The sequence below is a fragment of the Sphingomonas sp. SORGH_AS_0870 genome (assembly GCF_031453175.1).
Taxonomy (GTDB): domain Bacteria; phylum Pseudomonadota; class Alphaproteobacteria; order Sphingomonadales; family Sphingomonadaceae; genus Sphingomonas.
Genome location: NZ_JAVIYW010000002.1, coordinates 2,676,387 through 2,689,705, shown reverse-complemented (window position 1 = coordinate 2,689,705; position 13,319 = coordinate 2,676,387). Strand labels below are relative to the sequence as shown.

Here is a 13,319-nt window from a genome sequence, read left to right as displayed (position 1 = left end):
ACCAGAACTTCATGCTCGCGCTGCGTCAGCTGATGGGCTGGCCCACCTTCGCGCCGGTGAACAACGCGATCGCATTTACCTCGGGCCAGACGATGTCAGCGCCGGTTGGCGTTGAGCTTGGCCGTATCGCACAGGCGCTGAACAAGGACCTTGTCTATTCGGGATGGTCGACCATCACCGCCAGGGAACCGGATGGCTTCGCGGTGGCCTTTCGCGATCTGGTCACGGTCGACATCATCGATCGGCTTGTTCCCTTCGCTGCGGACGATCGCGCACGCGTGATCCTGGTCAGCACCTCCACCGACGAGCATTTCGCGATCGACACGCGGGGTTCGCTGATCCGCATGGCGGGTCGGCCGAAGGCCGTGCGCGACGGCCGTGCGCTGGCGATGTCGCGGATCAAGGCGGTGGCCGCCACCCGCAGCAGCGACTTGCTGCCGGATAACCAGTTCGTTGCCACCGGTGCCGCCGCTACCTGCCCGCAGCCCTTGCACGAGACAATCGTCCGCTTCGCCTGACTTACCCGGCGGCACCAGTCGGTGGCCGCTAATTCCTGATTGTTCTGGAGACCTTACATGCCCCTCGAAGCCACAACGCCTCGCCCACGACGCAGCTGGATCGTGCTCGATATTGAGTCCGCCGTTCTCGATCATACCGCCCACCAGCGCTACCAGCAGATGGAGCGTTGGACGCCGTCGCCGGACAAACCTATCCGCCGTGGCTACACCCGTAGCGAAGACCCGCTGACGTGTCCGCGATGGATTTTCCAGACGCTCTGCGTCGCGTCGATCATGGTGCTGGTCGAGGATGCTGAGGGCGGCTTTGATGTGCGAAGCTTCGAGACGTTGTCCGCCCCGGAATTGGATGAACGCGGTGTTGTGGCCGGCGTTCTTCGCGTGCTGGCCGACGCCCCGCCAGAGGCTGAACTCTGCACCTGGATGGGATTGGTCCATGACATCCCTGTGCTGATTGCGGCCGCGATGCGGCACGGTCTGTCGCTACCGAAATGCTGGGGCTGGCTATCGCATGGTGGTTTCCACCGCGACCGGCATATCGACTTGGCCCGCGCTCTGACCGCAGGCATGAAGATCAAGCCGATCCATCTGGCCGAGGTTCTCGCCGCGATGGACCTGCCGGGCAAGATCACCTGTCCGCCCTTCGCGGTCACCCGGCTGATCGAGACGGGACGATGGGAAGAGGTGGCATCCGCCTGCGAGGTCGACGTCGTCTCGACCGCACTGTTGCTGGCCCGCTGGCGGCGGCTGACGGATCCCCGCGCCGAAGCCGAGGCTGTCGAGGATCGCATCCTTCGCCGCGTCATCGAACAGCGACCGGATCGGGGATATATCGCAGCGTTGCAGGCGCATCGGGATCGGCGCTTCGCCACACAATATGCGAAAGCCGCCAACGATGCCGCGATCTTGGCGCCGTGGCTGGATCAGGACGCCGCCTGACCCTTCACCCTTGCTTTACCAACCTGCGTTAGCCTCGCCGTCATGACAAGGCTGGTCCTACTCTCACATGCGCCATTACGGAAAAACGCGGACAGCCTGTCTGCAAATTCTCGGCGTGGCGCATGAGGAAGTAGGACCTGTCATGTCCAAGCCCTTCGTTCCTGCCGAGGACGCCCGCCAACTCACCCGCGACGAAATCAAGGCGGAGCTGGTCAGGATCGATATGGCGCCCGGCGCCGCAATGACGCGCTGCGCCGACCAATTCGCCGCCGATTATCCGGGTGAAGGGCGTGATCTCCTACAGACGGCAATCGTCGGTGCGCTGACAACGCGTACGTGTCGTGAAGGTGTGTCGGGCGAGCGGTTCCTAGCGGGCATCATGCGCAGCATCGCCTCGACCCATCGCCGCGCTCGTGAACGGCGCGGCGAGGACATCGTGTCGCTGCCAGTCGAGGTCCTGGCCGAACAGATGGCGATGGGCGGCTATACCGTCTTGGCGGCCGACGACGTCATCGAGATCGAACGCGTCCGGCTGGTGTGCGAACGCATCCTCGACCAGCTCAGCGCTGCCTCACCGCGTCAGGCCGCGCTGGTCGACGGGATCGGCCTTGGGTTGCGCGGGCAGGCGCTTGCCGACCACCCAGGCCTGTCCATGCAGGATCTCGCCACCGTGCGTCGCGCGCTGAAGCGTCACGCGCAACGTCTGTGGATCGACGCTGACGCGCAGATATTTCGATCCGAGGCATCGCCCCACGCAAAGTGAATAGATGGAGCGGCCCCGGCCTCTATCCGCACTTTGTGCAATCCGAGGTTCCGCAGCTTCGGCAGGAAAGAGATGACGAAATGTGTCGTCAAGATAGCGGCATCGGAAAATCAAAGAGGAGAAATGGATGGAGTATATCTCACTAGCCGGCTTGGAGTGGCTGGATCGGTACCGATTGAACATCGACTTGATGATAGATCGGTGGAAGAAAGGCATGAGTGTCACGCCTCGCCGTAAATCATCCGGCCACAATCCAGATTATGAAGAAGATGCTCCTGATGGTGACATCATCTATCGTGACGGATTCTGGCTTACATATCAAAGGTGCGGCGGAATTTTGTATGATGAGATGCGCAACCAGCGCGCTAAACTGATCGTCCCCGGAACATCGCTGCCCGAAGCCGCTATCAATAAACTCTATCAATCGGCGACACCGCTCAGAGAAGTCGTGCAATTGCCTGAACATTGTATCGTCAACTTCGCCAATCCCAAGATAATCCGAGCAAAGAATTTGGAGAAGAACGCGGTGGATTTCCTGTTGCGAGTGGATTGGATGACGACCACGCTGGCTTATGATCTCGAGCGGATGTGAGCATACGGAACCCGTGCTGACGCCGCCAGCGGCAGCACGGGCGCTGTTGGGTCAGCTTTCCATATTACCCTGCTCGTCAGCGGAGCCGCCGCTCCAGATTTCACTCATCGGCATCGCATCGGGTTCAGCATCGTCTGTCGATACGGCCCTGCTACTCTGCGACCCTTCGATCGTCTCGAGCTGCTCGCTGCGGATTCGACTTGCGGCGTCGGTGTCAGCTGCGGGTTCGCGATCATTATGCTCCTCATCCGACCTGTCATTCCTCTCGATCGCGGCCGCAGGCTGGTCGCCCGCGCCGAGGTCAACCTTGCTCACCTTGGTGATAGCAGGCTTATCCAACTGAATAGACAGTTGCTCGAGTCGCCCGAGCAGTCGATCTTCACGCTGACGGGCATCATCGAGCTGAGCCCGTAGCTGGTCACACTGGGTTCGCGCGGCATCGCGTTCCTTCTCAGCTTCGATCCAGTGATCCGTCAGCATATCTGCCTCGGTTTCGCTCCTGCTCAGACGCTCCTCGGCCGTCGCGATGCGGAGCGAAGCGTCGCGATGTATCGTATTGACCGTATCCCTGAATGCGCCGAGCAGGGTTTTCATCCCGTCCGTTGTAAAGCGATCGAACAGCCCCTGAAACGCTGTGCGGACGTCAGGCGGGACTTCGAGTGCTGGCGGAGCACCCGTGTCGGCAACGGTCGCTTTCCATAGCTTCACGTTCTTGTAGAATGGACCACTGGGCTCAACGCCCAACTTAGTTGCAGCTTGATAGATAGGGTCATCCGGTTTCCACTTCCCGGACTGGACCAGCTCTTCGAGCTTCTCAGGCAAGACATTAGAGCGGAGTGAACCGCGCCGGGTTTGCCGGAGGCCGTTGGATGTGAGTCACGCTGACATATCGACGATGTTCGCGGCAGCATAGTATTGCTCTTCGGCCTCGGCGGGCGGAATGTTGCCGATAGGCTCGAGCAGCCGGCGATGATTGAACCAGTCCACCCATTCCAGCGTGGCGTACTCGACCGCCTCGAAGCTTCGCCACGGCCCGCGGCGGTAGATCACCTCGGCCTTGTAGAGGCCGTTGATGGTTTCCGCCAAAGCGTTGTCATAGCTGTCGCCGACGCTGCCGACTGACGGCTCGATGCCCGCTTCGGCCAGGCGCTCGGTGTACTTGATGGACACGTACTGGCTGCCGCGGTCGGAATGGTGGACGAGGCCGCCACCCCGCATCGGCCGTCGGTCATGTAGCGCCTGCTCGAGCGCATCCAAGACGAAGCCGGCATGTGCGCTCCGACTGGCGCGCCAGCCAACGATCCGGCGGGCGTAGGTGTCGATGACGAACGCCACGTAGACGAACCCCGCCCAGGTCGCGACGTAGGTGAAGTCCGATACCCACAGCATGTTCGGTGCTGGCGCGCGGAACTGCCGGTTCACCCGGTCGAGCGGGCATAGGGCCGTCCTGTCGCCGACAGTGGTGCGCACCGGCTTGCCGCGCATCACGCCGGCCAGACCCATCGCCCGCATCAGGCGGGCAACAGTGCAGCGAGCGACGTCGAACCCTTCGCGTCGCAGTTGCCGCCAGACCTTGCGCACGCCGTAGACGCGGAAGTTCTCCTCGAACACGCGGCGCACCTCCGGTCCGAGCGCATCGTCACGCCGAACCCGAGCCGACCGTCTGGTCGGCTCAATCCTCCTGGCTGCATGAGCATGATAGGTGGACGGGGCGATCGGCAGGACCCGGCAGATCGGCTCGACCCCGTACGCCTTGCGATGCGCGTCGATGAACGACACCATCACTTCACTCGGCGGTCGAGCTCCGCCATCGCAAAATACGCCGACGCCTTACGCAGGATCTCGTTGGCCTGGCGCAGCTCGCGGTTCTCGCGTTCCAGCGCCTTCATCCGGGCGGCAACATCGCTCGGCACCCCGGCGCGGGCGCCACTGTCGATCTCGGCCTTCTTCACCCACTCGTGCAGCGTCTGGCCTGCACATCCGATCTTCGCCGCGATCGATACCACCGCTGCCCAGCGCGACGGGTGATCCTTCTCATGGTCCAGCACCATCCGCACCGCACGCGCGCGCACCTCAGGCGAAAACTTGTTCGTCGTCTTGCTCGTCATAGCCCCTTCCTCTCAGGAGTTGGGGCCTCCGACAAACCCGGCGCGCTTCAGAGCCATTCGTCACTCTTCTTCATTGTATCACTCACCATCTGCGAGCCAGACGATACCTACGATACCTACGATACCTACGATACCTACGATACCTACGATACCTACGATACCTACGATACCTACGATACCTACGATACCTACGATACCGCAGGATGAGGCATTCGGCAGGTCAATCCGACTGGCACATTGTCATCTTGCGCCATTACCGTGTCGGTCAGGCGCGGGATTTAATGGCGACGGCGGTTATGGTGCCGCCCAGCGTTGGGGCGGACGATTCAAAAACCGTTGCAGCGCAAGTGGGTTGAGAGCAGCGCTGATACGACGGATGCCCGATTGCAGACGCAGCCAAACCAGCATGCCGATCGAAAATAGCGTCACGATGATCGACTGCAGGCAACGATATACACCGGCGCCGCCGCGACGGCGGTCAGCCCTTGCACCGACGATGCGCGACACGGCGGCAAGCAGTGTTCCGATCGCGTCACACCGCTGGGCGCTCAAGGGCGCAGACAGGGTCTGAGAAGGGGCCGAACTGCTCATCGTCTGTCTTTATAGGCTGGCGCGTCCACGCCGCCAACTCGATGGCAATCGCATGAAGAAAGCCTGCACCTAGCAGAATCTGACTTGGGTAAGATCGGGTAGGCCGAAGCGATCCATCAGGATGACAATAGCAACGAATCCACTATGCTGGATATATGGAAACTGATTCGGCAATCGCTGCATTCGGCGCTCTCGCACAGGCAACGCGCCTAGATGTGTTCCGGCTGCTGGTGCGCCACGAACCCGCCGGGATGGCGGCTGGCGAAATCGCCCGCCAACTCAACGTCCCGCAGAACACCATGTCCGCGCACCTTGGTATTCTCGCCCGCGCGGGACTGGTCCGCTCCGAACGCCATAGCCGGTCGATCATCTACCGCGCCGACCTCGACGGCCTGCGGGTGCTGACGCTGTTCCTCGTCAAGGATTGCTGTGCGGGCAACGCGGAACTGTGCGCGCCGCTCATCGCCGAACTCGCCCCCTGCTGCTGAAAGAACGCCCCGTGGCTGTCGATATCGTCATCTATCACAATCCGGAATGCGGCACGTCGCGCAACGCCCTTGGGCTGATCCGCAATGCCGGCATCGAGCCGCATGTGGTCGAGTATCTGAAGACCCCACCCGCGCGTGCGCTGCTGGTCGAGCTGATCGACCGCGCCGGCATGACGCCCCGCGGTCTGCTGCGCGAGAAGGGGACGCCCTATGCGGAGTTGGGCCTGGGCGACACGTCGCTATCCGACGATGCTCTGGTCGATGCGATGATGGTACACCCGATCCTCATCAACCGGCCGCTGGTCGCCTCGCCGCTCGGCGTGAAGTTGTGCCGCCCGTCCGAAACCGTCCTCGATCTGCTGCCGAGCGACCAGCTTGCCGCGTTCGCAAAGGAGGACGGCGAAGAGGTGGTCGATGCGTCGGGCCAGCGCGTCGCCTGATGCTTCTTGCCATCCTGATCTTCGTCGCGACGATCGCGCTCGTCATCTGGCAACCCAAGGGCCTCGGGATCGGGTGGAGCGCGATGGGCGGGGCGGTCGTGGCACTGCTCGCGGGCGTCGTCACCCTGTCCGACGTGCCGGTGGTATGGGGCATAGTCTGGAACGCGACCGCCGCGTTCGTCGCGATCATCGTCATCAGCCTATTGCTCGATGAAGCGGGGTTCTTCGAGTGGGCGGCGCTGCACGTCGCGCGCTGGGGCGGTGGGCATGGTCGTCGACTGTTCGTCCTGATCGTGCTGCTCGGCGCAGGCGTGTCCGCGCTGTTCGCCAATGACGGTGCTGCGCTGATCCTGACGCCGATCGTCATCGCCATGCTGCGGGCGCTGGGGTTCAAGGATAAGGCGACGCTGGCGTTCGTCATGGCGGCCGGGTTCATCGCCGACACCGCCAGTCTGCCGCTGGTCGTGTCGAACCTCGTCAACATCGTGTCGGCCGACTTCTTCCACGTCGGGTTCGGCGACTATGCGGCTGTGATGGTGCCAGTCGACCTCGTGTCGATCGCTGCGACGCTGGCGGCGCTGCTGCTGTTCTTCTGGCGCGACATACCGACAGACTATGACGTGCGGGCGCTGCGCGCGCCGCGCGAGGCGATCCGCGATGCCGCAACGTTCCGCGCCGGATGGATCGTGCTCGCCCTGCTGCTCGCGGGGTTCTTCCTGCTCGAACCGCTCGGCGTGCCGGTCAGCGCCGTGGCCGCTGCCGGCGCGATCCTGCTGCTGGTGATCGCAGGGAGGGGCCACGTGATCCCCACGGCCAAGGTGCTGAGCGGCGCCCCGTGGCAGGTCGTCATCTTCTCGCTCGGCATGTACTTGGTCGTCTATGGCCTACGGAACGCGGGGTTGACCAATCATTTGGCGGCGCTGCTCGATAGCAGCGCGCAAGGCGGCGTGTGGGGCGCTGCGCTGGGCACGGGCGTCATCGCAGCGGTCCTGTCGTCGGTGATGAACAACATGCCGACCGTTCTGGTGGGCGCGCTGTCGATCGACGCAACGCACGCGACCGGGGCCGTCAGGGAAGCGATGATCTACGCCAACGTGATCGGCTGCGACCTCGGCCCCAAGCTGACGCCGATCGGCTCGCTCGCGACGCTGCTGTGGCTGCACGTTCTGGGGCAGAAGGGCGTGCGCGTCGGATGGGGCTATTACTTCCGGGTCGGGGTCATGCTGACCGTGCCTGTCCTGCTCATCACGCTGGCGGCGCTCGCGCTGCGAATTGGGATCGCCTGATGCCTCTCCGCGACCTTGCCGACCCCGATCATCTGCCCGCGCTCGACCGGCGCTATGCGCTCGATCGCCCCGCTCTCGGGCTGGGCGCTGGCGATCCGCCGCCCCGCATCCTGCTGCTCTGCGGGTCGCTGCGTGAGCGGTCTTATTCGCGCCTGTGCGTCGAAGAGGCGGCGCGACTGCTTCGTTTCTTCGGCTGCGAAACGCGCATCTTCAATCCATCGAGGCTGCTGAATCTGTTGCAGGGAAGGCGCATTGATCTGGGCACCAAACTGTAGCACATAGCCTTTCGGACGATCTAGAAACCGCAGTTTTCCGCGGGTTTCAGTGTGGCCAAATCATGGAACGGAATCCCTTCACCCGCTCCATTCTGAAATGAAGGTCCTGCTCGGCAGATTTCCGATCGCCGGACGATGATCGCCGCAACGCGACCTTGAACCCCGAAATTAAACGCCACACGCTTGGGCCGACAAAAGCCACGTCACCAAGCCGTTCGACCCGCCGGTCGGCAAACCGGCGGGTCGTGATCGACGGCAAAATGCGAACGGACCCGTCAGCCGATCACCCGATCCGCTTCGTATGTCCGTCGATCAGCGCGATGGCCTCGGCCGTTCCGGCGGCGTTGGTCATCTTGCCCGCCTGGATCTCGTCGGCGATCGTCAGCAGGCGGCCGCTGATCACGGTGCCGGTTTCGGGCTCTTCCTGGATCGCGATACCGCCCTTGGTGTCGGCGACCCGTTGCCATGCGGCCCGCACCGCCGCCCAATAGGCGCTGGTCTTCGCCCAATAGGTGTCGGCGGCCTTCACGTCATAGCCGTCGAAGCGTTCATAGCTGTTCAGCACCGATTCCTGGACGATGGGGACGAGCTTGCCGTCCTTCAGGCCCATCTTCGTATTGTCCTGCCAATGGATCCAGCCGGTCGGGGTCGGCTGGTGCCGGTTGATCGCATAATAGCGGTCATAGACCGGATGGCGGACCGCATCGCGGCGGGCGAGGGGGCGCCAGGTCCAGTTCGACCGCCAGCGCCGGACGCCGGCTTGCGTCTCGAACTGGCCCCATCCGGCATAGCGCGGGCTGTCGTCGACCTGATAGACGGTCTGCGACCAGCGCCCGGCGCGCATCCGCTCGGGCACGGCCTCCCACACCCATCGGCCAGGTCCCGCATAGACCAGCACGCGGGACGGTTGATAATCCCAATCCTGCCGCCAATGCTTGATGACATGGGTCTTGCCGCCATGCTCGACGACCAGAAGGTGCTGGAGCGCGATATGGTCGGGCGTGTCCTCGATCACCCTGACCACTTCGTTGCCGCCGGAAATCTTGCGCTCCAGCGGAACATAGCCCGCCGCCCAGGGCGTGGTTTCCTGCATGTCGAAGCGGACCTTGTAATCGCCCGCCATCGCCAGGATCTCGGCCCGGTCGGCGGCCTTGGCGGCCTGGGCCTCGGCCATGGTCTGCTTCACCGGGCCATCGGCATGGGCGGGAACGGGGAGCAGCGCGAGCGCGGCCAGCATCAGCATCGGACGGTTCATCATCGGGTCAGTCCTTTCAGAAGCGCAAGGAGAGCGACGCGCTGGCGTTGCGTCCCGGCTGGGTGAAGGCGGCGGGGGGCACATCGGCGGTGCCGGTGGGGAGGGGGCGCGGCACCGACAGGCCGCGCACATCGGACCACCAGGCATAGGTGGCGTTGGTGAGGTTGAAGATGCCCGCGCGCATGGTCAGCGTGTCGGTCAGCTTCGCGAACAGCGTCGCGTCGAGGATCGTGAAGGCGGCCGGTCGGAAGCATGTGGTGGAGCACAGGCTGGTGGTGTCCCGCGCCGCCTTTTGCGCGCTGTGGGTCATCACGACCTGACCGCCGAAGCGCCCCTGGCCGGGTTCGCGCCAGCCCACCCCCATCACCAGCTTGAGCGGGTCGATCGTCGCCAGCGGCTTGCGGGTGCCGTCGGCGGCGATCTGGTTCCCTTGCGAATAGGAAATGGCGAGCTGGCCGGTCAGGCCGTTGCGGGCCCGCCCCTCGAACCGGGCTTCGGCGCCCTTCACGCTCGCGCGGTCGAGATTGATGAACTGGTACAGCGCGGGATCGCTGGGGGTGAAGCGGCCGCCCACCACCTCCTGGCTGATGAAGTCGCGGTAATCGGCGCGAAAGACGCTCGCCGACAGGTCCACGGCATCGCTGTTCAGCCGCAATCCGGCCTCGACCGCCTCGCTTGTCTCCGGGCGAAGGTTCGGATTGGGGATCGAGGTATAGCCGAAGGCGAGGTTGGAGAAGAACTGATTGATCTGCCCCGGCTCGGGCGCGCGGAAGCCGCGGGCATAGCTGGCGAACAGTCGCACCATCGGGGTGAGCGTGACGACCGCGCCGATGCGCGGGCTGACCCGATCGGCGGATTGCCCGGCGCCGGTGAATTGCGGCAACAGGGGATCGCGCCGGGGCGACAGGCGATACCAGTCATAGCGCAGCGCCGGGTGCAGCGTCACCGGCCCGATGCCGATCGCATCCCCGACAAAGGCCCCGGCCAGGGCGAAGTCGGTCGTCGGAAAGGCGCGGGTCGGGAATGTCTCGCCCGACGGCGGCACGGTGCCGTCGCGGACGCCCCGCTGGCGCAGCACGCTGACATCGGTGCCCGTCACCAGCCGGTGGGTGATCGCCCCCGTCGAGAAGCCCAGCCGGACCTCGCCCGAGCCGCCATAGACCCGGTTCTCCAGCGTGTTGAGCCGGGTGCGGTCGGCCAGCGTCCGGCGGTCCTCGGCGCTGAACTGGCGATCCTCGGCATTCTGGACATAGGCGGCGGCGCGTGCGAACTCGATCAGGCCGGTCCCGTCATAGGTCCAGTCGAGCGCGCCGCGCCAGCGCTCTGCGGTGTCGCGGGCCTGCAACCCGGCGACGCTGGTGTTGATTCCGGTGAGCACGTCGGTGGCGACGCGGTTGCCGAGATACTCGCCGGTCGCACGCAGGCGGTGGCCCGGCGCGACGTTCCAGACCAGCTTGCCCAGCAGGGCATTGGAGTGGCCGTCCTGCGGATTGGGCGCGGTGCGGGTGACGCCGGTGCCCTCGACATCGCCCCGGTTCTTCAGTTCGGAAAAGTCGCGCCGGGTATAGGCGAGCATGGCCGACACCGCGCCCGATCGGCCCGCGACGATGCCCGACTGGGTAAACTCCTCGTCCGCCGAATTATACTGGGTGCGCAGCGATCCGCCGAAGGATTTGTCGCCCAGAATATCGGAGGGATCGCTGGTGACGAAGCTGACGGCACCCGCCAGCCCGTCGCTGCCATAGAGCGCCGAGGCGGGACCGCGCAGGAATTCGACCGACTTGATCAGGCCGATGTCAACATAGTCGCCGCGCCCGGCATCCTGCGCCCCGAAACTGAAGCCGTAGGGCACGCGTACGCCGTCGACCTGGATCAGCACGCGATTGCCACCGATGCCGCGGATGACGAAGCCTTCATTGCCCGCTCGTCCGGTCGATCCCGATGCGGCGCCGAAGCGGGTGGGCGCGCGGCGGACGCTGACGCCCGGTTCGAAGCGGACCAGATCCTTGATGTCGGTCGCCAGTTCGTCGGCGATGGTCTCGGCGCGTTTGACCGAGATGGTGACCGGCGCATCCCGCGCCTCGATCGGCGCGCGGGTCGCCGTCACGACGATGTCGCGCTGTTCGGTCTTTTCGTCGGCCTTTTCCCCGGGTTCCCCGATCGCAGCCATTACGGCGAGCGCCAGAAGCATATGACCCCTTTCATCTATTGCCTATCACTCGCAATAAGACGCTAAGGTGCAATTCTCAATGGAAAAATGCAAATGACTCGCATTAAGTTCTGCGAGCTAACGCTAGGGGTAGTGCATCGCCAATTACGCGGATTTCATGTCACGTTTTGGTTTCTGGCCAGAGGTATTTGGTGCAAGCTATTGAAATAGCTGTGATCTAATAGGGCTGTGCGGGAAATGCGTTTTACCCGACGATGCTCTGTCCCATGGCGAGCCGCTTGCCGTTGGTGACGATCACCCGGTCACCGATCCGCGTCGCGGCGAACAATTTGCGTGCAAAGGCGGTGGGCACGCCGACGCAGCCATGGGTCGCATAGCCATAGCGGACATCGCTGCCATGGATCGCCACACCGTCGCGGGTCAGCCGCAACATATAGGGCATGGGCGCATCATAGAGGTTGGACACATGGTCGGCGTCCTTCTCCAGGATGGGAAAGACGCCGAGCGGGGTCGGCATATTGTCCGCGCCATAGATGATCGCCGCCGTGCCGATCTCATAGCCGTCGCGAAAGATCGACACGACCTGCGCGGCGAGGTCGACGGTAATCACCACCGGCCCCTGCGGCGCGCCGCTCTCGTCCCACACGAAGTCGCCATGGTGCAGCGGCGCCTTCAGGTCCAGAATGCGGCGCACGACGAAAGGCGCGGGCGAGGGGCTAGGGCTGGGAGAGGGCGCGGGGGGACGGGTAGCCGACGCTTGTGGCGCCGCCGCGACCTTCGCCCGCGTGGCGTCCGCATCGGCGGAATGCCGGATCAGCATCACGCCGCCACCCAGGGCACCGATCAGGATCGCACCGGCCAGAAGCTGCAAGGGGCGCATGGACAGCGCTTTAGCAGAATGGCTTCAACGAAGCGTTACCGGATTTCGACCGTCACATGGCCGACCGCGGGCATGCCATCCAGGCGGCGATGGACCTCCGCACAGTCCAGCGCGGTGCCGATCCCCTCGATCGACAGAACGACGGCATGGGCGGTCGGGCCGATCCGCCAGATGTGGAAGTCGTGGATGCGCGTATCGCCGGACGCCTCGATCCGCTCGCGCACTTCGGTGGCCAGCCTGGGATCGGCGGCGTCGAGCAGCACGGCCGAGGCCTGTCGCATCAGCCCGACCGCCCAGTTGGCGATGACCAGCGCGCCCAACAGACCCACCGCCGGGTCGAGCCAGACCCAACCCAGATAGCGGCCCGCAACCAGCGCGACGATCGCCATGACCGAGGTCAGCGCATCGGCAAGGATATGGATATAGGCCGCGCGCATATTGGTATCGCCACCATGCCGGTCATGGGCATGGTCGTGATGATGATGCCCATGATGATGGCCGTGGTCATGTCCATGCCCATGGCTGTGCCCGTGTCCGTGATCATGCCCGTGGCCGCCGCCCAGCATCCACGCGCTGATCAGGTTGATCGCCAGGCCCAGCACCGCGACCAATATGGCATCGCGAAACGCGACCGGATGCGGATCGCCGAGCCGGACGACGGACTCATAGGCGATGCCCAGCGACACGATGCCCAGCACCATGGCCGATCCAAACCCCGCCAGTTCGCCGACCTTGCCCGTGCCCCAGCTGTAACGGGGATTGGCGACATGCTTCTTGGCATAGGAATAGGCGAGCGCGGCGATCCCCAGGGCGCCGACATGCGTCGCCATGTGAAAGCCGTCCGCCAGCAACGCCATCGATCCGGTCAGATAGCCCGCGACAATCTCCGCGACCATCATTCCGGCCGACAGCCAGACGACCGCCCGCGTGCGCCGGGCATTCTCGTCATGGGCATGGCCCAGATAATCATGGCTGTGGGCGGTCACGGTCGGGTCCTTCGGCAGCATCGGGTCACGG

At 64.2% G+C, this 13,319-nt stretch carries 14 protein-coding genes, 1 pseudogene and 1 other annotated feature; of the genes and pseudogenes, 8 read left to right on the top strand and 7 right to left on the bottom strand.

The genetic code is table 11. The features are described 5' to 3' along the window. Positions 1–11 precede the first annotated feature (11 nt). The 4 genes from QE363_RS12560 (at position 12) to QE363_RS12545 (ending at position 2,809) form a co-directional block, all read left to right on the top strand. The gene (locus tag QE363_RS12560) at positions 12–518 is read left to right on the top strand and encodes a hypothetical protein (protein WP_309695705.1); all 507 of its coding nucleotides are present in this window, start codon (positions 12–14) and stop codon (positions 516–518) included. Between the two features lie 57 nt (positions 519–575). Next, positions 576–1,454 carry a hypothetical protein gene (locus QE363_RS12555; protein ID WP_309695703.1) on the top strand — a complete coding sequence of 293 codons (879 nt, stop codon included), beginning with the start codon at positions 576–578 and terminating at the stop codon, positions 1,452–1,454. A gap of 142 nt (positions 1,455–1,596) precedes the next feature. Continuing rightward, a complete protein-coding gene (locus QE363_RS12550; RefSeq protein WP_309695701.1) occupies positions 1,597–2,217 on the top strand; it encodes a hypothetical protein in 621 nt (206 codons plus the stop codon). A gap of 127 nt (positions 2,218–2,344) precedes the next feature. Then, positions 2,345–2,809, top strand: a complete 465-nt coding sequence (locus QE363_RS12545; RefSeq protein WP_309695699.1) for a hypothetical protein — start codon at positions 2,345–2,347, stop codon at positions 2,807–2,809. Positions 2,810–2,860: 51 nt separating this feature from the next. Here QE363_RS12545 and QE363_RS12540 read toward each other — a convergent pair whose 3' ends face one another. The 3 genes from QE363_RS12540 to QE363_RS12530 form a co-directional block, all read right to left on the bottom strand. Next, positions 2,861–3,631, bottom strand: coding sequence for a hypothetical protein (locus QE363_RS12540; protein ID WP_309695697.1), 771 nt, complete (start codon positions 3,629–3,631; stop codon positions 2,861–2,863). 54 nt (positions 3,632–3,685) lie between these two features. Then, a protein-coding gene (locus QE363_RS12535; RefSeq protein ID WP_309690612.1) for an IS3 family transposase occupies positions 3,686–4,917 on the bottom strand; the annotation gives its coding sequence in 2 pieces (ribosomal slippage) (positions 3,686–4,626 and positions 4,626–4,917; 1,233 coding nt in all). Beyond that, positions 4,517–4,633, bottom strand: a sequence feature (AL1L pseudoknot). (Overlaps the previous gene by 117 nt.) A gap of 294 nt (positions 4,918–5,211) precedes the next feature. Continuing rightward, positions 5,212–5,508, bottom strand: coding sequence for a hypothetical protein (locus QE363_RS12530; RefSeq protein ID WP_309695695.1), 297 nt, complete (start codon positions 5,506–5,508; stop codon positions 5,212–5,214). 155 nt (positions 5,509–5,663) lie between these two features. Between QE363_RS12530 and QE363_RS12525 the strand changes: the two genes are divergently transcribed. From QE363_RS12525 to QE363_RS12510, 4 genes and pseudogenes are all read left to right on the top strand, one after another. Further along, the gene (locus tag QE363_RS12525) at positions 5,664–5,996 is read left to right on the top strand and encodes a metalloregulator ArsR/SmtB family transcription factor (protein ID WP_309695692.1); all 333 of its coding nucleotides are present in this window, start codon (positions 5,664–5,666) and stop codon (positions 5,994–5,996) included. A gap of 11 nt (positions 5,997–6,007) precedes the next feature. Next, entirely contained in the window at positions 6,008–6,436 is a 429-nt protein-coding gene (gene arsC, locus QE363_RS12520) for an arsenate reductase (glutaredoxin) (RefSeq protein ID WP_309695690.1), read from the top strand. Beyond that, a complete protein-coding gene (locus QE363_RS12515) occupies positions 6,436–7,722 on the top strand; it encodes an arsenic transporter (RefSeq protein ID WP_309695688.1) in 1,287 nt (428 codons plus the stop codon). Before arsC ends, QE363_RS12515 begins: the two co-directional genes overlap by 1 nt. Continuing rightward, a pseudogene (locus QE363_RS12510) lies at positions 7,722–7,949 on the top strand (NADPH-dependent FMN reductase); the annotation flags it as partial. The gene QE363_RS12515 and the pseudogene QE363_RS12510, both read left to right, overlap by 1 nt. A 331-nt stretch (positions 7,950–8,280) precedes the next feature. On the opposite strand, the gene QE363_RS12505 reads toward QE363_RS12510, so the two are convergent. The 4 genes from QE363_RS12505 to dmeF form a co-directional block, all read right to left on the bottom strand. Then, positions 8,281–9,255, bottom strand: coding sequence for a DUF6607 family protein (locus tag QE363_RS12505; RefSeq protein WP_309695686.1), 975 nt, complete (start codon positions 9,253–9,255; stop codon positions 8,281–8,283). 13 nt (positions 9,256–9,268) lie between these two features. Then, positions 9,269–11,443 (bottom strand): TonB-dependent hemoglobin/transferrin/lactoferrin family receptor, encoded by a 2,175-nt coding sequence (locus QE363_RS12500; RefSeq protein ID WP_309695684.1) that lies wholly within the window; start codon positions 11,441–11,443, stop codon positions 9,269–9,271. A gap of 223 nt (positions 11,444–11,666) precedes the next feature. Then, complete coding sequence (locus tag QE363_RS12495; protein WP_309695682.1) at positions 11,667–12,302, bottom strand: L,D-transpeptidase family protein; 636 nt, start codon at positions 12,300–12,302, stop codon at positions 11,667–11,669. Between the two features lie 35 nt (positions 12,303–12,337). After that, positions 12,338–13,309, bottom strand: coding sequence for a CDF family Co(II)/Ni(II) efflux transporter DmeF (dmeF, locus tag QE363_RS12490; RefSeq protein WP_309695680.1), 972 nt, complete (start codon positions 13,307–13,309; stop codon positions 12,338–12,340). Positions 13,310–13,319: the final 10 nt, after the last annotated feature.

Coding starts and splice junctions, on each gene's coding strand:
- QE363_RS12495 (WP_309695682.1), bottom strand. CDS start 12,302: ATGCGCCCCTTGCAGCTTCTGGCCGGTGCGATCCTGATCGGTGCCCTG.
- QE363_RS12550 (WP_309695701.1), top strand. CDS start 1,597: ATGTCCAAGCCCTTCGTTCCTGCCGAGGACGCCCGCCAACTCACCCGC.
- dmeF (WP_309695680.1), bottom strand. CDS start 13,309: ATGCTGCCGAAGGACCCGACCGTGACCGCCCACAGCCATGATTATCTG.
- QE363_RS12525 (WP_309695692.1), top strand. CDS start 5,664: ATGGAAACTGATTCGGCAATCGCTGCATTCGGCGCTCTCGCACAGGCA.
- QE363_RS12530 (WP_309695695.1), bottom strand. CDS start 5,508: ATGAGCAGTTCGGCCCCTTCTCAGACCCTGTCTGCGCCCTTGAGCGCC.
- QE363_RS12515 (WP_309695688.1), top strand. CDS start 6,436: ATGCTTCTTGCCATCCTGATCTTCGTCGCGACGATCGCGCTCGTCATC.
- QE363_RS12500 (WP_309695684.1), bottom strand. CDS start 11,443: ATGCTTCTGGCGCTCGCCGTAATGGCTGCGATCGGGGAACCCGGGGAA.
- QE363_RS12545 (WP_309695699.1), top strand. CDS start 2,345: ATGGAGTATATCTCACTAGCCGGCTTGGAGTGGCTGGATCGGTACCGA.
- QE363_RS12555 (WP_309695703.1), top strand. CDS start 576: ATGCCCCTCGAAGCCACAACGCCTCGCCCACGACGCAGCTGGATCGTG.
- QE363_RS12560 (WP_309695705.1), top strand. CDS start 12: ATGCTCGCGCTGCGTCAGCTGATGGGCTGGCCCACCTTCGCGCCGGTG.
- QE363_RS12505 (WP_309695686.1), bottom strand. CDS start 9,255: ATGATGAACCGTCCGATGCTGATGCTGGCCGCGCTCGCGCTGCTCCCC.